At 67.8% G+C, this 25937-nt stretch carries 24 protein-coding genes and 1 pseudogene; 12 read left to right on the top strand and 13 right to left on the bottom strand.

Features of this window, described 5'->3' with window-relative positions:
- Positions 1 to 116: 116 nt before the first annotated feature.
- Positions 117 to 1181 (bottom strand): LacI family DNA-binding transcriptional regulator, encoded by a 1065-nt coding sequence (locus QZM35_RS20295; protein ID WP_174972988.1) that lies wholly within the window; start codon positions 1179 to 1181, stop codon positions 117 to 119.
- A 172-nt stretch (positions 1182 to 1353) separates the two neighbouring features.
- Here QZM35_RS20295 and QZM35_RS20290 point away from each other — a divergent pair, with 172 nt between their 5' ends.
- The 3 genes and pseudogenes from QZM35_RS20290 to QZM35_RS20280 all read left to right on the top strand — a co-directional run bounded on the left by QZM35_RS20290 (position 1354) and on the right by QZM35_RS20280 (position 3705).
- Positions 1354 to 2436 (top strand): fatty acid desaturase family protein, encoded by a 1083-nt coding sequence (locus tag QZM35_RS20290; protein ID WP_301776680.1) that lies wholly within the window; start codon positions 1354 to 1356, stop codon positions 2434 to 2436.
- A 36-nt stretch (positions 2437 to 2472) separates the two neighbouring features.
- A complete protein-coding gene (locus QZM35_RS20285; RefSeq protein WP_089426273.1) occupies positions 2473 to 2781 on the top strand; it encodes a non-heme iron oxygenase ferredoxin subunit in 309 nt (102 codons plus the stop codon).
- Positions 2782 to 2785: 4 nt separating this feature from the next.
- A pseudogene (locus QZM35_RS20280) lies at positions 2786 to 3705 on the top strand (NAD(P)/FAD-dependent oxidoreductase).
- A gap of 95 nt (positions 3706 to 3800) precedes the next feature.
- Here QZM35_RS20280 and QZM35_RS20275 read toward each other — a convergent pair.
- The 3 genes from QZM35_RS20275 to glpD all read right to left on the bottom strand — a co-directional run bounded on the left by QZM35_RS20275 (position 3801) and on the right by glpD (position 7731).
- A complete protein-coding gene (locus QZM35_RS20275) occupies positions 3801 to 4517 on the bottom strand; it encodes an MIP/aquaporin family protein (RefSeq protein ID WP_006484467.1) in 717 nt (238 codons plus the stop codon).
- Between the two features lie 81 nt (positions 4518 to 4598).
- Positions 4599 to 6101 (bottom strand): glycerol kinase GlpK, encoded by a 1503-nt coding sequence (gene glpK, locus QZM35_RS20270; protein ID WP_089431661.1) that lies wholly within the window; start codon positions 6099 to 6101, stop codon positions 4599 to 4601.
- 106 nt (positions 6102 to 6207) lie between these two features.
- Positions 6208 to 7731 (bottom strand): glycerol-3-phosphate dehydrogenase, encoded by a 1524-nt coding sequence (gene glpD / locus QZM35_RS20265; protein ID WP_301776678.1) that lies wholly within the window; start codon positions 7729 to 7731, stop codon positions 6208 to 6210.
- Positions 7732 to 7893: 162 nt separating this feature from the next.
- Here glpD and QZM35_RS20260 point away from each other — a divergent pair, with 162 nt between their 5' ends.
- On the top strand, positions 7894 to 8262 hold the full coding sequence (locus QZM35_RS20260) for a hypothetical protein (protein ID WP_301776677.1): 369 nt from the start codon (positions 7894 to 7896) through the stop codon (positions 8260 to 8262).
- Positions 8263 to 8353: 91 nt separating this feature from the next.
- Here the strand turns inward: QZM35_RS20260 and QZM35_RS20255 are convergent, their stop codons facing one another.
- Positions 8354 to 8551: a hypothetical protein gene (locus tag QZM35_RS20255; protein WP_011353109.1), complete on the bottom strand. Its 198-nt coding sequence runs from the start codon at positions 8549 to 8551 to the stop codon at positions 8354 to 8356.
- 303 nt (positions 8552 to 8854) lie between these two features.
- The gene (locus tag QZM35_RS20250) at positions 8855 to 9634 is read right to left on the bottom strand and encodes a DeoR/GlpR family DNA-binding transcription regulator (protein WP_006493999.1); all 780 of its coding nucleotides are present in this window, start codon (positions 9632 to 9634) and stop codon (positions 8855 to 8857) included.
- Between the two features lie 223 nt (positions 9635 to 9857).
- Here QZM35_RS20250 and QZM35_RS20245 point away from each other — a divergent pair, with 223 nt between their 5' ends.
- The 3 genes from QZM35_RS20245 to QZM35_RS20235 all read left to right on the top strand — a co-directional run bounded on the left by QZM35_RS20245 (position 9858) and on the right by QZM35_RS20235 (position 13230).
- Entirely contained in the window at positions 9858 to 11498 is a 1641-nt protein-coding gene (locus QZM35_RS20245; RefSeq protein WP_174972982.1) for a gamma-glutamyltransferase family protein, read from the top strand.
- A 327-nt stretch (positions 11499 to 11825) separates the two neighbouring features.
- Complete coding sequence (locus QZM35_RS20240; protein WP_039360322.1) at positions 11826 to 12653, top strand: ferritin-like domain-containing protein; 828 nt, start codon at positions 11826 to 11828, stop codon at positions 12651 to 12653.
- A gap of 70 nt (positions 12654 to 12723) precedes the next feature.
- Entirely contained in the window at positions 12724 to 13230 is a 507-nt protein-coding gene (locus QZM35_RS20235) for a hypothetical protein (RefSeq protein WP_089426270.1), read from the top strand.
- On the opposite strand, the gene QZM35_RS20230 is transcribed toward QZM35_RS20235, so the two are convergent.
- From QZM35_RS20230 to QZM35_RS20220, 3 genes are all read right to left on the bottom strand, one after another.
- A complete protein-coding gene (locus tag QZM35_RS20230; protein WP_301776676.1) occupies positions 13224 to 14672 on the bottom strand; it encodes a DEAD/DEAH box helicase in 1449 nt (482 codons plus the stop codon). The genes QZM35_RS20235 and QZM35_RS20230 overlap by 7 nt on opposite strands.
- A 134-nt stretch (positions 14673 to 14806) precedes the next feature.
- Positions 14807 to 16105, bottom strand: coding sequence for a cytochrome c (locus tag QZM35_RS20225; RefSeq protein ID WP_089426268.1), 1299 nt, complete (start codon positions 16103 to 16105; stop codon positions 14807 to 14809).
- A gap of 19 nt (positions 16106 to 16124) precedes the next feature.
- A complete protein-coding gene (locus tag QZM35_RS20220) occupies positions 16125 to 16889 on the bottom strand; it encodes a c-type cytochrome (protein ID WP_046544481.1) in 765 nt (254 codons plus the stop codon).
- Positions 16890 to 17268: 379 nt separating this feature from the next.
- Here QZM35_RS20220 and QZM35_RS20215 point away from each other — a divergent pair, with 379 nt between their 5' ends.
- Positions 17269 to 18201 (top strand): CopD family protein, encoded by a 933-nt coding sequence (locus tag QZM35_RS20215; RefSeq protein WP_089426267.1) that lies wholly within the window; start codon positions 17269 to 17271, stop codon positions 18199 to 18201.
- 153 nt (positions 18202 to 18354) lie between these two features.
- Here QZM35_RS20215 and dgoD read toward each other — a convergent pair whose 3' ends face one another.
- Positions 18355 to 19503, bottom strand: coding sequence for a galactonate dehydratase (gene dgoD / locus QZM35_RS20210; RefSeq protein WP_089426266.1), 1149 nt, complete (start codon positions 19501 to 19503; stop codon positions 18355 to 18357).
- A gap of 163 nt (positions 19504 to 19666) precedes the next feature.
- Here dgoD and QZM35_RS20205 point away from each other — a divergent pair, with 163 nt between their 5' ends.
- The gene (locus QZM35_RS20205) at positions 19667 to 20350 is read left to right on the top strand and encodes a FadR/GntR family transcriptional regulator (RefSeq protein WP_089426265.1); all 684 of its coding nucleotides are present in this window, start codon (positions 19667 to 19669) and stop codon (positions 20348 to 20350) included.
- A gap of 27 nt (positions 20351 to 20377) precedes the next feature.
- Here QZM35_RS20205 and QZM35_RS20200 read toward each other — a convergent pair whose 3' ends face one another.
- Positions 20378 to 20623 (bottom strand): DUF1272 domain-containing protein, encoded by a 246-nt coding sequence (locus tag QZM35_RS20200; RefSeq protein ID WP_039359973.1) that lies wholly within the window; start codon positions 20621 to 20623, stop codon positions 20378 to 20380.
- A 155-nt stretch (positions 20624 to 20778) separates the two neighbouring features.
- Here QZM35_RS20200 and QZM35_RS20195 point away from each other — a divergent pair, with 155 nt between their 5' ends.
- A complete protein-coding gene (locus QZM35_RS20195; protein WP_089426647.1) occupies positions 20779 to 21126 on the top strand; it encodes a GFA family protein in 348 nt (115 codons plus the stop codon).
- Positions 21127 to 21160: 34 nt separating this feature from the next.
- Here the strand turns inward: QZM35_RS20195 and QZM35_RS20190 are convergent, their stop codons facing one another.
- Positions 21161 to 24262: a transglycosylase domain-containing protein gene (locus QZM35_RS20190; protein WP_301776675.1), complete on the bottom strand. Its 3102-nt coding sequence runs from the start codon at positions 24260 to 24262 to the stop codon at positions 21161 to 21163.
- A 424-nt stretch (positions 24263 to 24686) separates the two neighbouring features.
- On the opposite strand from QZM35_RS20190, the gene QZM35_RS20185 reads away from it, so the two are divergent.
- Both QZM35_RS20185 and QZM35_RS20180 read left to right on the top strand, forming a co-directional pair.
- Positions 24687 to 25079 (top strand): MAPEG family protein, encoded by a 393-nt coding sequence (locus QZM35_RS20185; RefSeq protein ID WP_089426263.1) that lies wholly within the window; start codon positions 24687 to 24689, stop codon positions 25077 to 25079.
- Positions 25080 to 25234: 155 nt separating this feature from the next.
- The gene (locus QZM35_RS20180) at positions 25235 to 25519 is read left to right on the top strand and encodes a PAAR domain-containing protein (RefSeq protein WP_048242675.1); all 285 of its coding nucleotides are present in this window, start codon (positions 25235 to 25237) and stop codon (positions 25517 to 25519) included.
- Positions 25520 to 25577: 58 nt separating this feature from the next.
- On the opposite strand, the gene QZM35_RS20175 is transcribed toward QZM35_RS20180, so the two are convergent.
- The gene (locus QZM35_RS20175) at positions 25578 to 25889 is read right to left on the bottom strand and encodes a cupin domain-containing protein (RefSeq protein WP_089426262.1); all 312 of its coding nucleotides are present in this window, start codon (positions 25887 to 25889) and stop codon (positions 25578 to 25580) included.
- Positions 25890 to 25937: the final 48 nt, after the last annotated feature.

Here is a 25937-nt window from a genome sequence, read left to right as displayed (position 1 = left end):
GTACGGAGGCGCGGCGCGGGCTGCATGACAAACGTTGGCGAAAAATCGCCAATGCGGCAGTCGATATTTTCGCAACGCGCATGCGGCGCGACAGACGGTGGGCCGGGCGTTCGAATTCAGGCCGGCAGGTACGCGCTCGTCCGCACGTTTGCCGGACAGAACACGCGGAATTCGACCGGATCGGCCGGTGGCGGCTGTTCGACGATCCCGCACGCATGCAGCACGTGCTGCAGTGCGGAAATCACCTGGCCGTCCGGATCCTGGTCGATCGCGAGATCCATCGCGCCGGATTCGATGAAGGTGCGGTGCAGGTCGATCATCTCGTGGCCGATCCACACGACGCGGCCGGCCGCGCCGGCCTTGCGCAGCGCCGCTTCGATGCCGGCCGAGCCGGCGCCGCTGTTGTAGATCGCGACCACGTCGTCGTGCGCCTGCAGCGTCTTCGTCACCGCGCGGTAGCAGCGGTCGTCCTGGTCGAGCGTCTCGACCGGCTCGGCGTCGCAGCGGACGGCGGCGAACGCTTCGGCGAGCTGGTCGCGGCAGCCGGCCATCCGGTCGGCGTGCGCGCGGTAGCCCATGCGCCCGCCGAGCAGCAGCACGCGGCCGGGGCGTGCCGCCAGGCGGCCGATGTAATAGCCGGCCGTGCGCCCGGCCCGGTAGTTGTCGATGCCGGCGAAGTGCGCGCGGTCGATGCCGCCGATGTCGGTGACCATCGTGACGACGGTCTCGCCGCGCGCGATCGCGCCGGCCAGCGCGTCGCGCACGCGGCTCGTGTCGCGCGCCGTGACGATCAGCGCCGCGCGCCGGTAGGCGGGCCGTTCGATCAGCGCGGCGGCCCGCTCGTCGTCGGCGGCGGGCAGGATCGTCCGGTGCACGACCACGCGCCGGTCGAGCATCTGCAGCGAGCGCTGCAGCGCCAGCTGCAGCCGCTTGAAGAAAGCCGCGTCGGTGTCCGGCAGCAGCACGTCGACGTGGAGCAGCCCGTGCCGCGTGTCGGGCAACTGACGCGGCACGCCAAGCTGCCGCGCGGCCGCCACCACGCGTTCGCGCGCCTGCGCCGAGACGCTGCCGCGCTCGTTCAGCACGCGGTCGACGGTGGTCGTGCTGACGCCGGCAAGCGCCGCGATCTCGTCGAAGCGTGCGGTGCGCTTGCGCCAGCGCGGCCCGGATTCGCCTGCCATGGTTGTCTCCATCGTGGGGTCGCCATCGAGACGTGGCGATGCGGGGAACGCTAAAGCGATGGCGAAATTTCGTCAACGTTTCGATTGAGCGAGGGAGGCCGCGGGCCTAATTTTGATTCCATGCCGAAGCGCTTGCCGCGCTTCCTACGAACAAGGAATCCAGGAGACGCACGTGACTCATATCGACGACCAGGCGCACGACCGCACGGTGGCGCGCCGTCAGGCCTACCGGATGATCGGCGGCGCCGGCGAGCGCGCGCAGGCGGCCGGGCTCGCCAATGCGGAGTGGTACCGATGCCCGGTGCCGCGGCCGCTGATGAAGCAGCTGATGCAGCGCGGCGACGCGCGCGCGATCCGCGATACGCTGATCTGGTACGCGGCGATCGCGATCAGCGGGGGGCTCGCATGGCTGGCGTGGCGCGCACATTCGGCGTGGGCGATTCCCGCGTTCTTCGTGTACGGCACGCTCTACTGCAGCCCGGCCGACTCGCGCTGGCACGAATGCGGGCACGGCACCGCGTTCCGCACGCGCTGGATGAACGACGTGCTGTACCAGGTCGCGTCGTTCCAGGTGTTCCGCCGCGCGACGGCGTGGCGCTGGAGCCATGCACGTCATCACACCGATACGCTGGTCGTCGGGCGCGATCCGGAAATCGCCGCGCCGAAGCCGACCGACTGGGCCTCGCTCGCGCTGAACATCGTCGCGCTGAAGCACGTGGCCGGCGAGCTGCGCAAGATGATCGCGACGGCCTTCACCGGCCGGCTCGACGACGAGGAGCGCACCTACGTGCCCGAATCGGAACGGCCGAAGGTGGTGCGCGAGTCTCGCCTCCATCTCGCGGTGTACGCGCTCGTGACCGGTGCGTCGCTCTACTGGCACACGATCCTGCCGCTGCTCTACATCGGGCTGCCGAGCCTCTACGGCGCGTGGCTGTACCTGTATTTCGGCCTCACGCAGCACGCGGGCATGCCCGAGAACGTGCTCGATCACCGGCGCAACTGCCGGACCGTGATGATGAATCCGGTGTTCCGCTTCCTGTACTGGAACATGAACTACCACGTCGAGCACCACATGTTCCCGATGGTGCCGTTCCACGCGCTGCCGAAGCTGCACGAGGCGGTGAAGGCCGACATGCCGCCGCCGTACCGCAGCACGCTGGACGCGTATGCGGAGATCGTGCCGGCGCTGGTCAGGCAGACGCGCGACCCGACCGATTACGTCGTGCGGCCCGTGCCGGATGCCGCGCATGCGTGACCGACATCGAACCTTCCAACCCCGGAGACACGCAACATGACGCAATGGATCGATACCGGCGCGCTCGACGACATCGACGACGAAGACGTCGCGCGCTTCGACCATGCCGGCCACACGTACGCGATCTACCGCATCGACGGCGAAGTCTATGCGAGCGACGGCCTGTGCACGCACGAGCAAGTACATCTCGCGGACGGGCTCGTGATCGACCACGTGATCGAATGCCCGAAGCACAACGGGCGCTTCGACGTGCGCGACGGCCGGCCGCTGTCCGCGCCCGCCTGCGAGAAGCTGCGCACGTACCGCGCGAAGATCGACAACGGCCGCATCCTGATCGAGGTGTAACGCGATGACGAGCGACCGGGTGATGGCGATCGTCGGCGCGGGCCACGCGGGCGGATCGTGCTGATCGGCGCGGAGGCGCACCTGCCGTACGAGCGGCCGCCGTTGTCGAAGGGCGTGCTGACCGGCGAACGCAGCGCGGCGCAGTGCCGGTTGCGCGATCCGGAAGCGTGGGCGGCCGATCACATCGAGCCGGTCGTCGCGACGGTCGAGCGCATCGATCCGGACGCACGCGAAGTGCGCCTGTCGGATGGCCGCGTGTCCGGCTACGACGCGCTGCTGCTCGCGACCGGCGGCCGCGCGCGTCGCTTGACGATTCCAGGTGCGACGTTAGACGGGGTGTTTGCATTGCGCACGCTCGACGATGGCGACACGCTGATCGCCGACACGGTCGTGACCGGCATCGGCATCGAGCCGGCCGACGAGCTGGCGCGTGAGGCGGGCCTCGCCGTCGAGCGCGGCATTGTCGTGAACGAGCGGCTCGAGACGTCGGCGCGCGGCATCTACGCAGCGGGCGACGTGGCGGTGTTCCCGAGTGCGTTGTCGGGCCGGCCGGTCCGGCAGGAAACCTGGCACGGCGCCGAGACCCAGGCACGCGTCGCCGCGCGCAACATGCTCGGCGCCGACGAGCCGTATCGCGAGACACCGTGGTTCTGGTCGGATCAATACGACGCGCAGTTGCAGGTGGCTGGAGAGCCGGCGCTTGGCGAGCGATCGGTCGCGCGCGTGCTCGGCGACGACGCGGAAATCCATTTCCATTTCGATGCCGGAGCGCGGCTCGTCGCCGCAAGCGGTTTCGGCCGCGCGTCGGGGTTCGTCAAGGACATGCGGGTGGCGAGAATGCTGGTCGAGCGCGGGAGCGACGTGAGCCCGTTGGCTGTCGCGGATACGGGGGTGAAGCTGAAGTCGCTGGTATCGGCCGAGTGAGGCCGGTAGCGGAAACGAAGCGCGAGGGAAGGCGAACGAAGGAAGGAAAGCAAAACGCGCGGCGAGGACCGCCGCGCGTTTCGGTCAAGCCACGATCAGATCGTCGTATGCAGGTGCAGGTACAGGCCGGCCGCCGCGGCGCCGCCGAGCAGTGGGCCGACGACGGGCACCCATGCATAGCGCCAGTCGCTGTCGCGCTTGCCGGGGATCGGCAGCAGCGCGTGCATGATGCGCGGCGACAGGTCGCGCGCGGGGCTCATCGCATAGCCGGTCGGGCCGCCGAGCGAGATGCCGATGCCGAGCACGAGCAGGCCGACGGGCAGTGCGTCGAGCGCGCCGAGGCCGACTTGCGGCGACGCGAGGTACAGCACGCCGAGGATCAGCACGAACGTGCAGATCGCTTCGGTCAGCACGTTGTGCGTGACGCTGCGGATCGCGGGCGCCGTGCAGAACACCGCGAGCTTCAGGTCCGCATCGGCTTCCTTCGCGAAGTGCTGGCGATAGGCGAGCCACACGAGCAGCGCGCCGGCCATCCCGCCGAGCATCTGCGCGAGGACGTAGCCGCCGACTTTCGACCACGCGAACTTGCCCGCGAGCGCGAGACTGATGGTAACGATCGGGTTCAGGTGCGCGCCGCTGAACGACGCGGTCACGTAGACGGCGACGAACACGGCCATCGCCCAGCCCATCACGATCACGATCAGGTCCGCGCCTTTGCCCTTGGTCTTTGCAAGCAGCACGTTGGCGACCGCGCCGTTGCCGAGCAGCACGAGGATCGCTGTGCCGATGAATTCCGCAATATAAGGTGACATGTTTGTCTCTCTTGAATCACGGCGGACTCGCGCAGTGCGCGGTCCGCCGGTGTTGTTGTATTTCGTCCGGATGCCTGACGGTTACTGCGCGTCGTCGGCCCATGCCTTCGCGGCACGCACCGCACGCTGCCAGCCCGACATGCAGCGTTCGACGTGCTCCTTCGGCATCGACGGCGAGAAGCGGCGATCGAGCTGCCACTGGTCGCGCACTTCGTCGAGGTTCTTCCAGTAGCCGATCGCGAGGCCCGCGAGGTAGGCCGCGCCGAGCGCGGTCGTCTCGGTGATCTGCGGACGCACCGCGTCGACGCCGAGCAGGTCCGCCTGGAACTGCATCAGCAGGTCGTTCGCGCTCGCGCCGCCGTCCACGCGCAGCTCGCCGATGCTGATGCCCGAATCGGCTTCCATCGCGGCCAGCACGTCGAGCGACTGGTACGCGATCGAATCGAGCGCCGCACGTGCGAGGTGCGCGGAGGTCGTGCCGCGCGTGACGCCGAACACCGAGCCGCGCGCCCGCGCGTTCCAGTGCGGTGCGCCGAGGCCGGCGAACGCGGGCACCAGGTAGACGCCGTCGGTGTGCGGCACGCTCGCGGCGAGCGCTTCGATTTCAGCGGCCGACTTGATGATGCCGACGCCGTCGCGCAGCCACTGCACCACCGCGCCCGCGATGAAGATGCTGCCTTCCAGCGCGTACTGCACGTCGTCGCCGATCTGCCAGGCGATCGTCGTGACGAGGTTGTTCTTCGACTCGATCGGCTTGTCGCCGGTGTTCATCATCAGGAAGCAGCCGGTGCCGTAGGTGTTCTTCACCATGCCCGACGTCGTGCACATCTGGCCGAACAGCGCCGCGTGCTGGTCGCCTGCGATGCCCGCGAGCGGGATCTTCGATGCGAACACGGTGGTCTTCGTGTGGCCGTAGATTTCCGACGATGCCTTCACTTCCGGCAGCATGCTGCGCGGGATGTCGAGCATGTCGAGCAGTTCGTTGTCCCACTCGCGCGTGTGGATGTTGAACAGCATCGTGCGCGACGCGTTCGTCACGTCGGTCACGTGCAGTTCGTGCTTCGTGAAGTTCCACACGAGCCAGCTGTCGACGGTGCCGAACGCGAGCTTGCCCTGCTTGGCCTTCTCGCGTGCGCCCGGCACGTTGTCGAGAATCCAGCGGATCTTGGTCCCGGAGAAGTACGAATCGATCGGCAGGCCGGTCTTCGCGCGCACCTTCGCCTCGAAGCCCTGGGCCTTCAGCGAATCGCAGAAGTCGGCCGTGCGGCGATCCTGCCAGACGATCGCGTTGTAGACGGGCTGGCCCGTCTCGCGATCCCAGACGATCGTGGTTTCGCGCTGGTTGGTGATGCCGATCGCGGCGATCGACGTGCCGTTCAGGCCCGTGCGCGTGACGGCTTCGGCGGCGACGCCGGCTTGCGTCGACCAGATTTCCTGCGGATCGTGCTCGACCCAGCCGGGTTGCGGGTAGATCTGCTCGAATTCCTTCTGGGCGATCGAAACGATATTGCCCTGGCGATCGAACAGCATCGCGCGGGAACTCGTGGTGCCCTGGTCAAGCGCGAGGATGTACTGATCCTGCATGTCTCTCATCTCCATCCGTGGATTTGGCTTAGTTGTGATGCGCGCCGCATGTGGGGCGGCGCGTCGGTGAGTCAACGTCGGTCAAGCAACTGCAACTGCATTCCGGTCAGGCGTGCGGCGCGTGCGCGGCGGCGAACCACGCGTCGACCGCGGCGGTCACCGCGTCGAGCGTGCCGGGCGCGACGTGCAGGCCGAGCTTCGAGCGGCGCCACAGCACGTCCTGCGCGCAGGTCGCCCATTCGGCGTCGCGCAGGTAGCGCAGTTCGGCGTCGTAGATGCCCGGTGCGATTTCGGTGCCGAGATCGGCGAGCGACTTCGCGCCGTCGATCACGCGTTCCGCGCGCGTGCCGTATGCACGGGCATAGCGGCGGGCGAGCGCGGCGGGCAGCCACGCATGGCGTTTGGCGAACGTATCGGCGAATGCGTCGAACTTCGCGTTCGCGATGTCGCCGCCCGGCAGCGCGACGCCGGCCGTCCAGGTCTTCGCGTCGCGGCCGAGTGCGCGGCACAGCATGTCGCCGGCTTCTTCCGCGAGCTTGCGGAACGTCGTGATCTTGCCGCCGAACACCGACAGCAGCGGGGCGCCCGCGCCGTCGTCCAGCTCGAGGCGGTAGTCGCGCGTGACGGCCGATGCGTTCGCGGCGTTTTCGTCTTCCAGCAGCGGGCGCACGCCCGAGTAGGTCCAGTGCACGTCGGCCGGCGAGATCTTGCGCTTGAAGTAGCGGTTGATCGAATCGCACAGGTACTGCGTCTCGTCGCGATCGATCGCGACCTTCGCGGGATCGTTCGTGTATTCGACGTCGGTCGTGCCGATCAGCGTGAAATCGTGCTCGTACGGAATCGCGAAGATGATCCGCTTGTCCGGGTTCTGGAAGATGTACGCGTGGTCATGATCGAACAGGCGGCGCGTGATGATGTGGCTGCCCTTCACGAGCCGCACGCTGTGGTGCGCGCCGCGGCCGAGCGCGCCTTTCAGCACGTCGCCGACCCACGGGCCGGCCGCGTTCGCGATCGCGCGGGCATGCACGACGCGGATCGAGCCGTCGGCGTGCTGCAGTCGCGCTTCCCATTCGTCGCCGCGGCGTTCGGCGGACACCAGCTTCGTGCGCGTCAGGATCTGGGCGCCGCGCTCCTTCGCATCCATCGCGTTCAGCACGACGAGGCGCGCGTCGTCGACCCAGCCGTCCGAATAGACGAAGCCGCGCTTGATCGAATCGATCAGCGGCGCGCCGGCCGCATGGCGGCGCATGTCGATGCCGCGCGAGCCGGGCAGCAGTTCGCGTTTCGCGAGGTGATCGTAAAGGAACAGGCCGATGCGGATCAGCCACGCCGGACGCAGGTTCGGCATGTGCGGCATCACGAAGCGCAGCGGCCACATGATGTGCGGCGCCGCGCGCAGCAGCGTCTCGCGCTCCTGCAGCGCCTTGCGCACGAGTCCGAACTCGTTGTACTCGAGGTAGCGCAGGCCGCCGTGAATCAGCTTCGTGCTGGACGACGACGTGTGCGACGCGAGATCGTCCTGCTCGCAGAGCATGACCGACAGGCCGCGGCCGGTCGCATCGCGCGCGATGCCCGCGCCGTTGATGCCGCCGCCGACGACGAGCAGATCGTAGCGATTCGGTTGGGTCACCTGCTGTCCTTATCGTCTGATGGAAATGGGTGAACAGGAAATGTTCGAATTCGAAATTTAACGAACGAAATCGAAAAAGTAAAGTTCGATAAAGCGGGGCCAGTAGCGCGCGGCGCGATCCCGGACGATACTGGCGAAATCGACCGTTTCACGAGGTGAATCATGCGTATTGGGATGTGGGCCGGCGTATGCGCCGTCCTTCTGGCGGGGTGCACTGCCGGGATGCCGCCGCTCGCCGGCAGCTGGCGCACGCCGTCGTTCGTCGACCTGCAGACGTCATGCGGCGGCACGGCACGGGACTGGGGTGCGGACGCGCAGCCGGTCTACTCGACGCTGTATGACGCGTACGTGGCGAAACGGTATCGTGGGCTGACCGATGCGAACTATTGTGCGTTCGTAAACGAACTTTCGACGCACTATGCGGCGCCCGATGCGGCGGCGCGTGCCGGCTGGATCGCGTATTTCAACGGCGCGCGTGCGCAGGCCATTAGCTGGCGGGCGGCGGTCGATCCGACGCTGCGCGGCGGCTGAAGCAGGCTGCGGCGGGGCGGGGGGAGGGAAGCGGGGGTGACCGCGCGGCCCGGCAGCCGGGCCGCGCGGTCAGGTCAGGAACGGTGTGGTTTTACGAATAGCGGTACTTGATGGATCGCAGCGCGGCGTCGCCGGTTTCGGTCACGCAGTATTTGCGCCCCGAACCGAGTCCTTCCAGACGGACGAGCTGCTGTTCGAGCAGTGCGTCGATTTCGTCCCGATCCATGTGGGTTTGATCGGGAGCGTCCTTCACAAGCAATAGCGTGGCGAATTCATGCGGACTCAGCATCGTTCTCTCCATGGCGACCAGTCAGCCCGCGCAGCCGGCGCACGGGCCGACGCGCGATACCCAGCGGGGTATGGCTTGGGGGGAAAGCTGTATTCGCCGGCCATGCCATTCGTCCGCGCCCTGGCACAGGCGGAACGGTCGAAATGGGCCGGGGAACTGGAGTCTAGTCGAGCGCGCGGGCAACGACAAATCGGGCCCCGTTAATTTTCCGTTTGACAGCCGAGCCACGCGCAAGCGGTTTGCTCGCAACGCCAACTTCTTGATTTCACTTGAAGTTTCGGGTGCGGTGCAGCATCGGAACCGTCACTCGGCGACGTACACCTGGGTGCCGGCGGCCGCGACGGTGTCGGCCATCTCGGGCGGCAGCGGCTTGTCGGTGAAGAGCGCGTGCACCTGGCTCAGGTGGCCCTGGCGCACCAGCGCGGGACGGCCGACCTTCGAATGGTCGGTCACGAGATAGACGGTGCGCGCATGCTGCATGATCGCCTCGGCCACGCGCACCTCGCGTGTGTCGAAGTCGCGCAGCGTGCCGTCGGCCTCGATCGCCGACGTGCCGATGATCGCGTAGTCGACCTTGAACTGGCGGATGAAGTCGATCGCGAGTTCGCCGACGATCCCCTTGTCCCACGGCCGCACGATGCCGCCCGTGATCAGCACCTCGCAGTCGGGGTAGCCGCTCATCATCGACGCGACGTTCAGGTTGTTCGTGATCACGTGTAGCCCGTGGTGGCGGTTCAGCGCGCGTGCGACTTCCTCGGTGGTCGTGCCGAGGTTGATGAACAGCGACGCCTGATCGGGAATGTGCGACGCCGCGAGCGCCGCGATGCGCCGCTTCTCGTCGTGGAACATCCGCTGGCGCGCGGTGTACGACACGTTCTCCGAGCTGGTCGGCAGGCTCGCGCCGCCGTGGTAGCGGCGCAGCAGGTTCAGGTCCGCCAGCCAGTTCACGTCGCGGCGGATCGTCTGCGGCGTCACCGCGAAGTGCGCGGCGAGATCGTCGACGGTCACGAAGCCGTCGCGCTGCACCCATTCGAGCAATTCCTGCTGGCGCGCGTTGAGGGTGAGGCGGGGATCTCGGGTCATGGCTCGATGGTCGTGTCGTGAGACGGAGCGGGTATTGTAAGGGCGGCAACGGCGTTAGGCCGGCCCGGCCCGCACGGTTGCCTGATATTCATGCGGAAATCGCATGGATTCATGTGACAAATGAATTTGTGCGATTGTGCCGATCGCGCTGCAATGGCGGATTGCCCGCGCACGCGGGGGGCGCGTCCGGCGCGATCATTCAGCTTTCGACGAGGTGGAACCGATGACTGGCTTCAACTGGCACAACCCGTATCCGACGACCCGCATCCCGGTGTTCGCGCGCAACGTCGTGTCGACGTCGCACCCGCTCGCCGCGCAGGCGGGGCTGCGGATGCTGTGGAAGGGCGGCAACGCGGTCGACGCGGCGCTGGCCGCCGCGGCCGCGATCACGGTCGTCGAGCCCGTGTCGTGCGGGCTCGGCGGCGACGCGTTCGCGCTCGTGTGGGACGGCGAGCGGCTGTCCGGGCTGAACGCGTCGGGCGTCGCGCCGGCCGCATGGAACGTCGACTATTTCCGCACGCGCCACGGCGAGGCGGGCAACGGCATCGCGAACAAGCCGACGCGCGGCTGGGACACCGTCACCGTGCCGGGCGTGATCGCGGGTTGGGAAGCGCTGCATGCGAAGTTCGGTTCGCTGCCGTTCGCGGACCTGCTCGAACCGGCGATCGAGATCGCGGAGCGCGGCTATGCGGTGCCGCCGATCGTCGCGCACAAGTGGGCGGCCGCGGTGCCGGAACTCAAGGGGTTGCCGGGTTTCGCGGACACCTTCATGCCGCATGGCCGCGCACCGCAGGTGGGCGAGCGCGTGTGCCTGCCGGGCCATGCGCAGACGTTGCGCACGCTGCAGAAGGAAGGTGCGCGCGCGTTCTACGAGGGGGTGCTCGCCGAGCGCATCGCCGCGTTCTCCCGCGAAGGCGGTGGCGCGCTGACCGCAGCCGACCTGCAGGCTTACCGGCCCGAATGGGTCGAGCCGATCGGCAAGCGCTTCGGCCGTCACACGATCCACGAGATTCCGCCGAACGGGCAGGGCATCGCCGCGCTGATCGCGCTCGGGATCGCCGGGCATGCGGGCGTGACCGAGTGGCCAGTCGATTCGGTCGACTCGCAGCATCTGCAGATCGAGGCGATGAAGCTCGCGTTCGCCGATGTCTATCGCTACGTCGCCGATCCACGCGCGATGGAAGTCACGCCCGAGCAGATGCTCGACGACGCGTATCTCGCCGAGCGCGCGAAACTGATCGACCCCGCGCGCGCGACGCACTTCGCCGCTGGCCGGCCGCATTCGGGCGGCACGATCTACCTGTCGGCGGCCGACGAGCGCGGGATGATGGTGAGCTTCATTCAGTCGAACTACATGGGCTTCGGCTCGGGGCTCGTCGTGCCGGGCACCGGCATCGCGCTGCAGAATCGCGGGCACGGCTTCTCGATGGACCCGGCTTCGCCGAACGTCGTCGCGGGCGGCAAGCGGCCGTTCCACACGATCATCCCGGCGTTCGTCACCGAGGAGGTCGAAGGCCGGACCGAGGCCGTGATGAGCTTCGGCGTGATGGGCGGCGACATGCAGCCGCAAGGACACCTGCAGACCGTCGTGCGGATGCTCGGCTACGGGCAGCAACCGCAGGCGGCCTGCGATGCGCCGCGCTGGAAGGTCAACCGCGACTTCACGCTCGACGTCGAGGCAACGATGCATCGCGCGACCGTCGATGGGCTGGCCGCACGCGGCCATACGATCAAGTCGATCGACGATCCTTACATGGATTTCGGTTCGGGGCAGTTCATCTGGCGTCTCGATCGCGACGATCGCGAGCGCGGCTACGTGGCCGCGAGCGACAGCCGGCGCGACGGTCTGGCGGCTGGTTTCTGACGGATTCCCGGCGACGTTCGCCGGCATGTCGTGTGCTTAGCGGGCGGCCGAATGGCCGCCCGTTTCGTTTGCGGCAAGCCGTATCACCGCGCGGGCGCAAGCGGTTTGAAGGACTCGTCTAACGAACGGCAACAGACGCCGTGGAACTGCGCTTGTCGGGTATGGTCAGTGCTTTGAAGCATGAACATCAAAGTCCGGCTAAGATGCCAGCATGGTTCGGCCGGACCAATCCACTATAAACGCAAGTAAAACGCCGCCTGCGGGAGGGCCGGCGCCTGTGCCGAAGGCATGGGCCGGCCTCCGCGCGACGACTGGGAGCGCACCACCATGGACACCAAAACGACGCATGTGATGCCGTGGCGAATCGAGGACATCGACCTGAACCGGATCGATCGTCAACGTGCCGCCGCGAACGAGGATCTGTTGCTGCTGCTGTGCGCGTCGTCGTTCATCGAAAGCGGCTCGGATCTCTACACGAGCAATCTGAGCCAGTTCTTCAACGACGATCCGGAAGTCTCCGCATGGCTCAACAATGCATGGGAGCACGAAGAATTGCAGCACGGGCGCGCGCTGAAGGCATACATCGCGCACGTGTGGCCGGAGTTCGACTGGGATACCGCGTTCGCGAACTTCTTCGCCGAGTATTCGCAGACCTGCAAGGTCGAGGCGTTCGAGAAGACCCGCGCGCTCGAGATGGTCGCGCGCTGCGTCGTCGAGACGGGCACGGCCACGCTCTATCGCGCGATCAACGAGTGCTCGGACGAGCCCGTGCTGAAGGAAATCACCGACAACATCCGCACCGACGAAGTGCGCCACTACAAGCACTTCTTCAAGTTCTTCAAGAAGTACAACCAGGTCGAAGGCAATGGCCGCCTTGCGGTGCTCGGCGCGCTGGCGCGCCGCGTGATGGAGATCAAGAACGAGGATTCGGAGATCGCGCTGCGCCACGTGTTCGCGGTGCGCTATCCGGATCGTGTCGGCGACAGCCAGTACAACCGCGAACGCGCCGCGCGCATCAGCACGCTCGTGCGGCGCAACCTGTCGGCCGACATGTGCGTGAAGATGCTGCTCAAGCCGCTCGACCTGCCCGCGAAGATCCAGCCGGGCGTTCACTATCCGCTCACGAAGATCACGCGGCACGTGTTCCTGCGCTGAGCGCCGCGGCGCGGCCCGACGCGCGTATGCTGCGGCTCTCCATCCGCTTATCCATCGGGGCCACGCCATCATGACCGATACCCATCGCCACGCGCTCGAACAATGGACGTTCGATGCGTGGCCGCCGGCCGTCGTCTCGTTGTTCGACGGTACCGCGCTCGAGCGTCATGCCGACCTCGCCGCGTCGTTGATCGTCGCGACCGACGATGGCCAGTTGCGCACGACGCTGCTCGGCGTCGGCGAAATCTATGCACACGATGCGCGCACGCTGCTGCTGGCGCTCTGGCCGCAATCACGTGCGGCGCGCGCGATCGCGCAACGGCGGTCGGCCGCGTTGACACTCGTCGCGGACGGCGCGTTCTTTCAGGCGCAATTGAGAATGGCGCCGCTCGAAGGAGATTTCGGCGGACTGGCCGGATTCGCTGCGACGATCGCGCACGGCGATGCGCAGCGGGTCGGCTATGCGCGTCTCGCGACAGGTGTCACGTTCACGCTGGAAGGGGAGCGCACCGAGGTGCTCGCGCGCTGGCAACGCCAGGTCGAGCACCTGCGGCGCGCAGCCGCACGGCTTCAGTGACCGCGCTGGCCGCTGCGCGACGAGCGGTTGCGGTTCGCGTGCGCGGCATTGCCGTTCGCCGGGCGTGCGCTGTTGCCGCCACCGGCCGGACGCCCGCCGTTGCCGCCGGCGCCGCCTTGCCCTTGCGTGCGCGGCTTCGCGGCCTTCTGCTGGGTCGCCTTCGGTTGCGCATTGCCGTCGCGTTTCGCGGCCGGCTGGCCTGAGCCGCCTGCGCGCGGCTGGCGATTGCCACCGCCGCCGCCACCGCCGCGCGGCTGCTGCTGCCCGCGGCGCTGCTGGATCGGCTCCGGCTTCGCGTTCGGATCGGGTTCGAAGCCCGCGATCACTTCCTGCGGAATCTCGCGCTTGATCAGCCGCTCGATGTCGCGCAGCAGCTGCTTCTCGTCGATGCACACGAGCGACACGGCTTCGCCGGTCGCGCCCGCGCGGCCCGTGCGGCCGATCCGGTGCACGTAGTCTTCCGGCACGTTCGGCAGGTCGAAATTGACGACGTGCGGCAGCTGGTCGATGTCGATCCCGCGCGCGGCGATGTCGGTCGCGACGAGCACCTGCAGCGTGCTGTTCTTGAACTCCGCCAGCGCGCGCGTGCGGGCCGACTGGCTCTTGTTGCCGTGGATCGCCATCGCGCTGATGCCGTCCTTCGTCAGCTGCTCGGCGAGCCGGTTCGCGCCGTGCTTCGTGCGCGTGAACACGAGCACCTGGAACCAGTTGTGTTCGCGGATCAGGTGCGTGAGCAGTTCGCGCTTGCGGTCGCGGTCGACCGGGTGGATCTTCTGCGCGACGCTTTCGGCGGTCGTGTTGCGGCGTGCGACCTCGATCAGCGCGGGCGAGTCGAGCAGGCTGTCGGCGAGCGCCTTGATCTCGTCGGAGAAGGTGGCCGAGAACAGCAGGTTCTGGCGCTGCGGCGGCAGCTTCGCGAGCACGCGCTTGATGTCGTGAATGAAGCCCATGTCGAGCATCCGGTCGGCTTCGTCGAGCACGAGGATGTCGAGGTCCGACAGGTCGATCGTCTTCTGCTGCATGTGATCGAGCAGGCGGCCCGGCGTCGCGACGACGATGTCGACGCCGCGCTTGAGCGCATCGATCTGCGGATTGATGCTGACGCCGCCGAACATCACGGTCGAGCGCAGCTTCAGGTACTTGCTGTACGCACGGACGCTTTCCTCGACCTGGGCGGCGAGTTCGCGCGTCGGCGTGAGGATCAGCGCGCGCACTGCGCGCTTCGCGCCGCGATGTTCCGCATAGAACGTATGCAGGCGTTGCAGGATCGGCAGCGTGAAGCCGGCGGTCTTGCCGGTGCCCGTTTGCGCGCCGGCGAGCAGGTCGCCGCCGCCGAGGACGGCCGGGATCGCCTGTTGCTGGATCGGGGTCGGCGACGTGTAGCCGAGCTCGTTGACCGCCTTGACCAGCGGTTCGGCCAAGCCGAGAGATTCGAAAGACATAGATACCACTCTTCAGTTTTATGATCGGCGACGTCGCGCGCGGCCCGCGCGGGAGGTGACATCGCAAAATGCAAAATGCAAAAGGGCGCGGCCGCGGTTTCCCGCAGCCGCGCCCCGTTTGTGTCAGCCGCTTCTTAGTCGAGCGGCGCGGAACGCAGGTCGCTCACCTGTTGCGGCGAGATCGGCGTACCGTTGTTGCCCCACGATACCCGGATATACGTGACGACCGCCGCAACTTCCTGGTTCGACAGCGACTGCGCGAACGGCGGCATCCCGTACGGACGCGGATTCTTGAACGTGCTCGGCGGATAGCCACCGTTCAGCACCATGCGGATCGGGTTGACGGCCGATTCCATCATGATCGAGTGGTTGCCCGCGAGCGGCGGATACGCCGGCGGCTTGCCCGCGCCGTTTTCGGCGTGGCAGGTCGCGCAGTTGTCCGCGTAGATCTTCTTGCCCTGGTCGAACAGCGCGTTGCCGAACTGCTTCGACGGCTCGTACTGCATGTTCTTCGGCGCTTCAGCCTTCTGCGGGATCGACTTCAGGTACGTCGACATTGCGCGCGTATCTTCGTCGGTCATGTACTGCAGGCTGTTGTGGACCACGTCCGCCATCGGGCCGAACACCGCGCCCTTCTGCGACACGCCGGCCTGCAGCAGGTCGGACAGCTCCTGCACGTGCCAGTCGCCGAGGCCGAGTTCCTTGTCGTTCGTCAGCGACGGCGCATACCAGTTCTGCAGCGGGATCAGGCCGCCGGCAAACGCCGAGCCCGTCACCGGGCCGCCCATCATGTTGATCGACGTGTGGCACATCGAGCAGTGGCCGAGGCCTTCGACGAGGTACGCGCCGCGGTTCCATTCGACCGACTTGGTCGGATCCGGCTTGTATTCGCCTTCCTTGAAGAACAGCGTGCGCCAGCCGATCAGCAGGTTGCGGTTGTTGAACGGGAACTTCAGTTCATGCGGACGGCTCGGCACCGACACCGGCGCGACCGAGCGCAGGTACGCGTAGATCGCGTCCGAATCCGCACGCGTGACCTTCGTGTAGCTCGCGAACGGGAAGCCCGGGTAGAGCAGGCTGCCGTCCTTCGAACGACCGGTGTGCATCGCGCGGTAGAAGTCGTCCGACGTCCACTTGCCGATGCCATCCTTGTCGTCCGGCGTGATGTTCGGCGTGTACATCGTGCCGAACGGCGTCGCCATCGGCAGGCCGCCCGCGAACGACTTGCCGCCGCGCACGGTGTGGCACGCGATACAGTCGCCGACGCGCGCGAGGTATTCGCCCTTCTTGATCAGCGCGGCCTGGTCGGCCGGCGTGGCCGCGACGGCGGAGGCGCCGTGCAGCGTGTCGTTGCCCGGCCACAGGACCGGCACGAGAGCGGCAGCCGCGACGATCGCGACGGCCGAGAGTGCAAACAGGGACTTGCGTTTCATTGTGTCTGTCTCCCTTGCCTTATTGCGGTTCGCTGCCGCAGGCGAGCGGAGTCTTCATCGAACGCGCCGGAGCCGGCACGGGGTTGGCGGGCGCCGGTTGCGCGGCAAGCCATGCGGTCACGGCCGTCACGTCTTCGTCGGAAAGCTTCGACGCGACTTCATGCATGCAGTCAGGCGCCTTCGCGTGACGGTTGCCCGAACGCCATGCACCGATCTGCGCGCTCAGGTAGTCGGCGTGCAGGCCAACCAGGCCCGGGATCGCCGGCTGCATGCCGGTCAGCGTCGCGCCGTGGCAGGCCACGCAGGCCGGCAGCTTGCGGGACGGGTCGCCTTGCGTGACGAGCTGCTTGCCGCGCGCGAGCGTCGCGGCCGGCAGCGTCGGCTTCGCCGGCGCCGGGTACGGCGGGCGTTCGGCCGAGAAGTGCTCGGCCATTTCACGCAGGTAGTCGTCGTTCAGGTACGTCAGCAGGTAGTTCATCGGCGGGTACTTGCGCCGGCCGTCACGGAAGTTGACGAGCTGGTTGTACAGGTACTCGGCCGGCTTGCCGGCAAGACGCGGGAAGTAGTCGTTGTCCGTGCCCTGGCCGTGGACGCCATGGCAGGCCGTACAGCCGCGCACACGCTCGGCCATGGTATCGGGTGCCTTGAGCGGCGCCTGCTGGGCGTGCGCTTGCTCCGTGGGCTTGGTCTGCGCTTGGGCAGCGCTCATAAGGCCCGCGCTGCCGAACATCAGTACGGCGAGCAGCGGACGGAAGAGGCGTCTTGAAGACACACGAGACTCCATGTTTATTCGACGGGGACCTGTTGTCCGGGCTACGATCGGCTCGGCGCATGACGGCAGGGCAGCCGGGCTGCTGCGACGCGGCATTCTATCATCGATGGGTAATGACGGCTATTTGGCAAAAGGACATCGGTTCCTGTCCGTTTGCGACTTGCGACAATTTGACGCGCATTGCGACGTGTCGGTGTGAACCGGCGTGCGTTTTCACCATCGAAGACCGTACACTCGCGGGTCGCGCGGCGCCGCCTCCGCCGCAGGTCCAGTCATTTCTCCCGTTTCCGGATTCATCGATGACGTTTTCTACCGTGCCGTTGCCTTCCTCACGCTGTCCATCCCGTTGCTGCCATCTCGTCGGCCTGCCGCTGTCGGGAGGGTGTGCGCGATGAAGTTCGACAGCTTGTGGATCGGTCAGGTCGCGCTCGCGGCACTGATGGACGCGGCGTTCGCGATGGCGGTCGGCTCGGCGCTGCTCAAGGCATGGCTCGGCAAGGACGGTGCGCGTCCGGTCGTCGCGCCGTCGCACTCCGCGTGGCTGCGCGCGCAACATTCGCTGGTCGCGGCGGCGCTGGCGCTGGTGCTCGCGGATCTCGGCTGGCTCGTCTACGAGGCCGCGACGATGAGCGGGGCGGGGCTCGGCGGCGCGTTCGCCGCGATTCCGGTGATGCTGATGCAGACGCATACGGGCTTCGCGTGGAGCGTCGCGTTCGCCGGCGCCGTGGTGCTCGCGATCGTCGCGCTGGCGAAGCCGGAGGGCCCGGCCGCGCACGCGGTGCTGTGGCTCGCGGTGATCGTGGTCGCGGCCGGCAAGGCGTCGCTCGGCCATGCGGCCGATACGGGTGCGCTGTCCGCGGCGGTCGGCGTGCAGACGCTGCACCTGCTCGCGACGGCCGTGTGGGGTGGCCTCGTGCTCGCGGGCGGGCTCGCGGTGCTGCCGGCGCTCGGGTCGTCGGTCGCGCGCGGCGCGCTGATCCGCATCGGCCAGCATCTGTCGCGCACGTCGATCATCGCGGTCGTCTTCGTGCTCGGCACCGGCGCGCTCAATGCGATCCGCGGGCTCGGCGGTTCGCTCGCACCGCTCGACGGCAGCACGTGGGGGCGCGTGTTGCTGCTGAAGCTGCTGCTCGTCGCGCTCGCGCTCGTGCTCGGCGGCCTGAACCGCTTCGCGGCGCTGCCGCGCCTGCGCCGCACCGCGTCGACCGAGGATGCGCACACGTTCCGCAACATCCTGCATCTCGAGGCGCTGACGATGATCGGCGTGTTCGTCGCAGCCGCCGTGCTGTCGTTCAGCGTGCCGGGGTTCGCGGCACTCGGCTGACGGCAGGGCGCGCGCGGCGCGGCGCAAGGCCGCCGTCGCGCACCCGGCACGTGCCGGGCCCCGCACCGCGCATGCAAAAACGGCTGCCTGCTGGCAGCCGTTCTCGAATCGATACTTGCCGCGCGCGCCGAAGCCGCACGCCGCGCATCGCGCTCACCACTCGGCGACGCTGCCGTCCTCGTGACGCCACACCGGGTTGCGCCAGCGGTGCCCCGTCTTCGCCATCTCGCGCACCTTCTCCTCGTTCACGTCGATGCCGAGCCCCGGGCCCTGCGGGATCGCGACGAAGCCGTCCTCGTAGCGGAACACCTCGGGGTTGCGCAGGTAGTCGAGCAGGTCGTTGCCCTGGTTGTAGTGGATGCCGAGGCTCTGCTCCTGGATGAACGCGTTGTAGCTGACCGCGTCGAGCTGCAGGCACGCGGCGAGCGCAATGGGCCCAAGCGGGCAGTGCAGCGCGAGCGCGACGTCGTAGCTCTCCGCGAGCGTCGCGATCTTGCGGCACTCGGTGATGCCGCCCGCGTGCGATGCGTCGGGCTGGATGATGTCGACGTAGCCGCCTGCGAGGATGTGCTTGAAATCCCAGCGCGAGTAGAGCCGCTCGCCGAGCGCGATCGGCGTGTTGGTCTGGTTGACGATGTCGCGCAGCGCCTCGGCGTTCTCCGACAGCACCGGCTCCTCGATGAACATCAGCTTGTACGGATCGAGTTCCTTCGCGAGCACCTTCGCCATCGGCTTGTGCACGCGGCCGTGGAAGTCGACGCCGATCCCGACGTGCGGGCCGACCGCGTCGCGCACCGCCGCGACGTTCGCGATCACCTGCTCGACCTTGTCGTAGGTGTCGACGATCTGCAGCTCCTCGGAGCCGTTCATCTTCACGGCCTTGAAGCCGCGCTCGACCACCGCGCGCGCATTGTTCGCGACGTCGCTCGGCCGGTCGCCGCCGATCCACGAATACACCTTGATGCGATCGCGCACCTGGCCGCCGAGCAGCGCGTGCACGGGCACGCCGTGATGCTTGCCCTTGATGTCCCACAGCGCCTGGTCGACGCCAGCGATCGCGCTCATCGTGATCGGGCCGCCGCGGTAGAAGCCTGCGCGGTACATCACCTGCCAGTGATCCTCGATCAGCAGCGGATCGCGGCCGACGAGGTAGTCGGCCAGCTCCTGCACGGCAGCCTCGACCGTGTGCGCGCGGCCCTCGACGATCGGCTCGCCCCAGCCGACGATGCCCTCGTCGGTTTCGATCTTGAGAAACAGCCAGCGCGGCGGGACGACGAAGGTTTCGAGGCGGGTGATTTTCACGGTGCGAGTCTCCAGGGTTGACCAGCGCGGGCAGTCGGGCGCGGCGCGCAGTCGCGTGCTTTCGCGGTTATCCTAGCGCAGCCCGATAAAAAATAGTATTAATAGCACTATTGTGCAGATAGTGGGCAGCCGGCACGCCCGGGTACTCGCATAACGGAGAACGATCATTCGACGCGACCTGCATGGACAAACGGCCTTCCGGCTCGCCACGGCGATCCTGCGCGGCGACTACCCGCCCGAGTCGCTGCTGCCGAGGGAACCCGACCTGATGGTGATGTACGGCGTGAGCCGCACGGTGATGCGCGAGGCGCTGCGTACGCTCACGTCGAAGGGGCTCGTCGAGTCGCGGCCGAAGATCGGCACGCGCGTGCGGCCGCGCGGCGTCTGGAACCTGCTCGACGCCGACCTGCTCGACTGGTACGCGCGTGTCGCGCCGCCGATCGCGTTCGCGCTGAAGCTGCAGGAGATGCGCGAGATGGTCGAGCCGTACGCGGCCGCGCTCGCCGCGCGCATGCATACGCCGGAGACGTTCGACGCGATCGACGGCGCGGCGCGCGCGATGGCCGCCGCGCGCAACGTCGACGAATGGGTGCGCGCCGACCTGCGCTTTCACCTGAGCGTGCTCGAGGCCGGCGGCAACGAACTGCTGGTACCGCTCGGCACGCTGATCGATCGCACGCTCGAGGCGCAACTGCATCTGAATGCGCGCCGCGCGGACGTATACAACGCGTCGCTCGCCGAGCACATGGCCGTCAGCGACGCGATCCGCGTGCGCGACGAGGACGGTGCGCGCCGCGCGATGGCCGCGCTGCTCGCGGTGACGCGCGCCCGGATCGAGATGTCGTGACGGGAGGGGCGGGGCAGTGCGGCGCCGTCAGGCGTTCGCGCAGCCGCCCGGCTTGTGGATGCGTTCGGTGGACGCCGGGTACTTCGCGAGCAGGCTCGCCGGCCGCCGCGGGCGCGCGACCAGGTCGCCGCCGCAGTTCGGGCAGCGGCCCTTCAGCACGTCGTCGGCGCAGGTCGCGCAGAACGTGCATTCGAACGTACAGATGCGTGCATCGGCCGAATCGGGCGGCAGGTCCTTGTCGCAGCATTCGCAGCCGGGGCGCAGTTCGAGCATGACGGTTTTCCTTGGTTTGGACAGGGTCGGGACGGGCGCCGCACGGACATTGCATGCGGCGCATGTGCGCGCTACTGTACCCGCTTGGATCGGCCCGGCCAACGGTGTTCCGCCGGGGCGCCGTCGATGCGCACGGGCCGCACCGGGAGACGACCATGCTTTATCGCGGAAGCTGTCACTGCGGTGACGTGAAGTTCGAGGCGGAAGGCGACCTGCAGGGCGTGATGGCGTGCAACTGCTCGATCTGCCGGCGCAAGGGCGCGCTGATGTGGTTCGTGCCGCGCGACCACATGACGCTCCTCACGCCCGACGACCATCTCGCCACCTACACGTTCAACAAGCACGTGATCCAGCACCGCTTCTGCAAGCGCTGCGGGATTCACACGTTCGGCGAGGGCGTCCACCCGAACGGCACCGCGATGGCCGCGATCAACGTGCGCTGTCTCGAGGATGTCGATATCGACGCGCTGCCGATCACGCACTACGACGGCCGCTCGCATTGAGCGGCGCGCCGGCGCATGAACGGACGCGTGGCCGTCAGGACGGTTGCGCGGTCGCGGCGCCCGGCGCGGGCGTTTCCGCCTGCGGGGCGGGGCCCGCGGTGCGCGTGCCGGCCGGGCGTTCGATCAGCGGCGCGAGCGCCGGCGCCATCGACTTCAGCAACTGCACGGCCATCGCGCTCGTGAAGTCGTAGCGTGCCGCATACGGCTCGTGCGCCGTTGCGGTCAGGACCCCGAAGAACCGGTCGCCGAGCACGAACACGAAGGTGCCGCTGCGGTTCACCTTGCGCGACTCGATCAGCCGTGCGCCGCGCGCATAGACGTTGAAGCGCTGGTCGCCCGTCCCCGTCTTGCCGTACACGTCGAGCGTCTTGCCGTCGGGCAGCGTGAAGCCGCCCGCGAGGCGGCGCGCGGTGCCGTTGAGCACGACGTCGCGCAGCAGCGTGTGCGCCACGTTGACGATCTCCGGCGACAGCATCGGCTGCGGCTGGGCGGCCGCGCGCACGAAGCGCGTTTCGTACGGCGTGCCCTTCGCGAAGTCGAGCCGCGTGATCGTCTCGGTCGGCGCCTTCTGACCGCCGTTCGCGATCAGGCCGATCAGTTTCGCGAGTGCGTCGGGCTGGTCGCCCGATGCGCCGATCGCGGCCGCGTACGACGGCGTGACTTCCGCGAACGGGTAGCCGAGTGCGCGCCATGACTTCGTGATTTCCGCGTACGCGCGCAGCTCGACCATGCGGCGGATGCGGCGGTCCTGGGTCGCGTGGTAGCGCGTCTTGTACAGCCACGAGTACGTGTAGAAACGCGCGTCGCGGCTCTCGCGCTGGACATCGGCGAGCGACGCTGCCGGATGCGCGCGCAGGTAGTTGAGCGTCCACAGCGCGAGCGGATGCACGCTCGCGATATAGCCGCGATCGTTGAGGTTGAAGCGGTCGATCGCGTACTTCGCGTAGAGCCTGGCGAGATCGTCGTCGGACAGCGTCGCGGCCGGCGTGCCCTTCAGTTGCGCGCGCATCTGCGCATCGAACCACGCGAGCGATTCGTTCGGTGCGACGCTGCGCAGCACCGTCGCGATCTTCGGCGGCGATTTGCGCACGTCCTTCAGCATCAGCGCGAGCGCGTCGTCAGGTGCCTTGCCCGCATAGCGCGTGTAGTAGCGCTTCACGTAGACCTGGCTTTCGCCGTCGACGAACTGCTGCAGGTAATGCCGGCGCTGCTCCGGATCGCCGAGCCACGATGACGACGGGCCGGCCGCCTGCAGCGTCTCGTAGTGGACGATGTCGCGCATCAGCCGCACGAACACGAGGTTGACCGAATGCTCGAACGCCTTGTGCAGCGTCAGGATGCGGCCGTTGTCCGACTTCTCGAAGTTCGAGAACACCTGCGCGCCGCCGCCCGTGTAGAACACGTCCGGGCTCGCCGAATACTTGCGTTCGACGGCCGCGTCGAGCATCGCCTGCAGCGAGCGGTCGCGCGTATGCGACAGGTAGTCGAGCGCCCAGCGCGACAGCCCGTCGATCGGGTCGGGCTTCACGCGCGCCAGCTCCGCGTTCGACAGGTTCGCGTAGCGCGCATGCAGGTCGGACACGATCTGCAGGTACGTGATCAGCGTGCGCAGCTTCGCGGTCGAGCCGAGGTTGATGCGGCCGCCGCGATTCACGTCGAACGGCTCGTTCACGCTGTCGGTCTGCACGCGCAGCAGGTTCGCGCCGTTGCGGTGTTCGTACAGCGTGAAGCTGTACGTGAGGTGCGACGGGTCGTCCTTCGGCGCGAGCATCTCGAAACCGTACAGGCCGGCCTTCTGCGCCCCGTCGCGCGTCGACGCCTGCGCGAGCCGTTCGGCGACCGCCTGCTGCACGCCGTTGTCGAGCGTGCTGGTCGCCTGCAGGTCGAACTGGTCGAGCTGGTACAGGTCGCTGATGCCGAGCGCCGACAGCAGCGACGCGCGCGCGGACGTCACGGCCTTGCGCGACACGAACGACTGCACATGCGCGGCGGCCGGCGGCGCGCTGCGTTCGATCTGCGCGGCAAGCGCGGCGTCGCGCAGCGCGGGCGAGATCACGCCGCCGTTCGACAGCAGCCGCAGGTAGCTGTCGGTCAGCTTCTGCAGCGCCGGGTAGCCGCGGTTGAGGAAGTACGACGGCGCGCGCTGCGCGATGATCAGCGACAGCACCTCGCGGAACGTCTTGCCTTGCTCGTCGACGTTGTCGCCGGTCGTCGGCGCGGACAGGATCCGGTTCACGTCGTTGAAGTCGCGGCCGTACCACGCGGCGAGACCGTCGCCGATGCCGGTGATTTCGCCGATATGCGGCCGTGCGGCGAGCGGCACCGAGTTCAGGTAGCGCACGACGATGGTGCGGCGTGCGAGCATCGTCTGCGGGCCGTTCAGGTACGCGCGCACCGACGCGGACGCGATCTGCCGCAGCTTCTCGGGCGGCGTCGCGGTGCGGCCCTCGGGCGAATGGCGGAACTTCTCGATCTGCGTCGCGAGCGTGCTGCCGCCCGGGCGCGCCTGGTGGCGGTTGACGACGTGCAGCGCCTGGTCGGCGACCGCGCGGCCGAAGCGCCCCCAGTCGATCGCCGGGTTGCGGTTCGGTTCGTTCGCATCGAGCAGGTAGCGATCCTCGATGAACAGCAGCGAATCGGCCACCACGCGCGGCACCAGGTCGAAGTCGGCGTAGACGCGCTGCGGGAACACGGTCGCGAACAGCGGCGCGCCGGTCGAGTCGAACAGCATCAGGCCCGCCTGGTCCTTTTCTTCAAACGGGAGGAACAATCCGCGCTCGCCGAGCGACAGCATTCGCTGCGAATCGCGCGCCTGCTTGCCGACGACGAAGCCGCGCGCGAGCAGCCGCTCCTGGAACGCCGGAATCATCGCGTAGCCGAGGCGCTGGTCGTAGGGGCCGTTCGCAGGGAAGCGGATGTGATCGCTCGGGCCCGTCTCGACCGTGTAGCCGACGTCGCGGGTGAGCTCGGACAGGTAGTGCGCCTGCAACCGGGACGTTTCGATCTCGCTCTGCACGAGTCGCGCAACGATCGCCACGGCGATCAGCAGCGCGGCCAGCAAAGACCACTTGACCCACGTCCAGACCGATGCGGGACCGGTCACGCGCGGCAGGATACGATTCAGCGGCCGATTCATGGCGGCGTCTCCCTGAAGGCGCGGGCTCCGGCCGCACCCCATTAAGGATTAGTGTAGTCCTCCGCAGCGGGCTGCCAAGGACGTTCACTACCGAGATGCGTCGACGCAACGCGCATGCCTGCGACGCGCTGTAACCCGCGTTGTGTTGCGATGGTGCATGCCGTCGCATGCGTAACGTTTGCGCGTTTCGTGCCGGGATGTCCGTGTGCTGGGGTGGGTCAGCGGGCAGGCCCGGACGGCGCGGCAGGCGGGGGAGATGCACCGGTTTCGTGCGGTACGGCGGCGCGACAATTGGGATCGGAACCCGACCGTAAAATTGTGTCCGCCGCACGACGATGCTGCGGGTTTCCGTGATGGTCGCGCGTGTCGGTCACGGGTACGATCATTGGCTATGCGGCGCATTTCTGCGTTTGCCGGGAGTCCCATGCCGATCCACCCCGTCGCGCTCGTTTGCACGGCCATCCTCGGGCTGCTGCTGTTCGGGCTCGGGCTCGTCGTGTCCGTCACGCGCTTCCGGTGCACCACCGGTTCCGGGTGTGCGGCCGATCCCGCGAACGGGTTGCACAAGATCGTGCGCGCGCACGGCAACACGGCCGAATACGCGCCGTTTCTCGCGGTGCTGTTTCTCTATTTCGGTACACACGATCCATCGCGCGCGATCCTGACGCTGATCGTCGCGGCGACCGCGTGCCGCTGCCTGCTCGTGATCGGCCTGCTTGCCTGGCCGACGATGGCCGACCCGAATCCCGCGCGTTTCGTCGGCGCGCTCGGCACGTATCTGTGCGGTGCCGCGCTGTGTTTCGCGCTGTTCGTCTGAATGGCGGCGCCGGCAGCATACGGCACGAGCTCTGATCCGGGAGGCGGCTGAGGCGCGCGGTGATATGCTCGCGGGACGCCCGCGATCGACGGGCAGATTCCGACTGCCTGCGCGCTGCCGCGTTGCACGGCATTTCCGAGGGAAGAACCGACAACATGAGCCGCAAATTCATTCTGAAGGGCGACACGACCGACCACGGCGGCGTCGTGCTCGAAGGGATCGCCAATTCGTCGTTCGACGGACGCGAACTCGCCTATCTCGGCGCGCCGGTGTTCTGCGCCGCCTGCAAGTCGCCGGGCGTGATCGTGTCCGACGGCGGCGAGCGGACGATGACCGTGATGGGCAAGGTCGTCGCGCTCGAACACGACCTGTGCCAGTGCCTGTGCACGCCGCAGCCGAAGCTGATCGCGTCGCAGGCCACCGGGACGATCACCGGGTGAAACCCGCCGTGCGGAGGCGGCTGCCATCCGCGCGGCATCGACGCCCGGCCGCTGGCCGTCAGACGCTGCCTTCGGTTTCGATCACGAGGATGCGTGCTTCACCGAGCGGATGCGCGACGTGCTCGGTGCCGGCCGATGCGTGGAACACGTCACCCGTTTCGAGCACTGTCGCGTGCTCGACGCCCGCTTCGCGATAGCGCATCTCGACGCGGCCGTCGAGCACCGCGAACACTTCCTCGCCGTCGTTCACGTGCCACCGATACGGCTGGTTGGTCCAGTGCAGGCGGACCGTGATGCCGTTCAGGTTCGCGATGTCGAGCGCGCCCCATGCGCGATCCGCCGTGAACGCGGCGCTGCGGATGATGTTCATCGATGGGTTCTCCGGCGCGGATGCGCGTCGTCTGCCAGTCTTCGAGTC

This window comes from Burkholderia sp. AU45274, from assembly GCF_030482505.1.
Lineage (GTDB): Bacteria > Pseudomonadota > Gammaproteobacteria > Burkholderiales > Burkholderiaceae > Burkholderia.
This window is presented reverse-complemented; position numbering and strand designations above follow the sequence as displayed.

Coding starts and splice junctions, on each gene's coding strand:
- QZM35_RS20295 (WP_174972988.1), bottom strand. CDS start 1,181: ATGGCAGGCGAATCCGGGCCGCGCTGGCGCAAGCGCACCGCACGCTTC.
- QZM35_RS20285 (WP_089426273.1), top strand. CDS start 2,473: ATGACGCAATGGATCGATACCGGCGCGCTCGACGACATCGACGACGAA.
- QZM35_RS20275 (WP_006484467.1), bottom strand. CDS start 4,517: ATGTCACCTTATATTGCGGAATTCATCGGCACAGCGATCCTCGTGCTG.
- glpK (WP_089431661.1), bottom strand. CDS start 6,101: ATGCAGGATCAGTACATCCTCGCGCTTGACCAGGGCACCACGAGTTCC.
- QZM35_RS20260 (WP_301776677.1), top strand. CDS start 7,894: ATGCGTATTGGGATGTGGGCCGGCGTATGCGCCGTCCTTCTGGCGGGG.
- QZM35_RS20255 (WP_011353109.1), bottom strand. CDS start 8,551: ATGCTGAGTCCGCATGAATTCGCCACGCTATTGCTTGTGAAGGACGCT.
- QZM35_RS20250 (WP_006493999.1), bottom strand. CDS start 9,634: ATGACCCGAGATCCCCGCCTCACCCTCAACGCGCGCCAGCAGGAATTG.
- QZM35_RS20245 (WP_174972982.1), top strand. CDS start 9,858: ATGACTGGCTTCAACTGGCACAACCCGTATCCGACGACCCGCATCCCG.
- QZM35_RS20240 (WP_039360322.1), top strand. CDS start 11,826: ATGGACACCAAAACGACGCATGTGATGCCGTGGCGAATCGAGGACATC.
- QZM35_RS20235 (WP_089426270.1), top strand. CDS start 12,724: ATGACCGATACCCATCGCCACGCGCTCGAACAATGGACGTTCGATGCG.
- QZM35_RS20230 (WP_301776676.1), bottom strand. CDS start 14,672: ATGTCTTTCGAATCTCTCGGCTTGGCCGAACCGCTGGTCAAGGCGGTC.
- QZM35_RS20225 (WP_089426268.1), bottom strand. CDS start 16,105: ATGAAACGCAAGTCCCTGTTTGCACTCTCGGCCGTCGCGATCGTCGCG.
- QZM35_RS20220 (WP_046544481.1), bottom strand. CDS start 16,889: ATGGAGTCTCGTGTGTCTTCAAGACGCCTCTTCCGTCCGCTGCTCGCC.
- QZM35_RS20215 (WP_089426267.1), top strand. CDS start 17,269: ATGAAGTTCGACAGCTTGTGGATCGGTCAGGTCGCGCTCGCGGCACTG.
- QZM35_RS20200 (WP_039359973.1), bottom strand. CDS start 20,623: ATGCTCGAACTGCGCCCCGGCTGCGAATGCTGCGACAAGGACCTGCCG.
- QZM35_RS20195 (WP_089426647.1), top strand. CDS start 20,779: ATGCTTTATCGCGGAAGCTGTCACTGCGGTGACGTGAAGTTCGAGGCG.
- QZM35_RS20190 (WP_301776675.1), bottom strand. CDS start 24,262: ATGAATCGGCCGCTGAATCGTATCCTGCCGCGCGTGACCGGTCCCGCA.
- QZM35_RS20185 (WP_089426263.1), top strand. CDS start 24,687: ATGCCGATCCACCCCGTCGCGCTCGTTTGCACGGCCATCCTCGGGCTG.
- QZM35_RS20180 (WP_048242675.1), top strand. CDS start 25,235: ATGAGCCGCAAATTCATTCTGAAGGGCGACACGACCGACCACGGCGGC.
- QZM35_RS20175 (WP_089426262.1), bottom strand. CDS start 25,889: ATGAACATCATCCGCAGCGCCGCGTTCACGGCGGATCGCGCATGGGGC.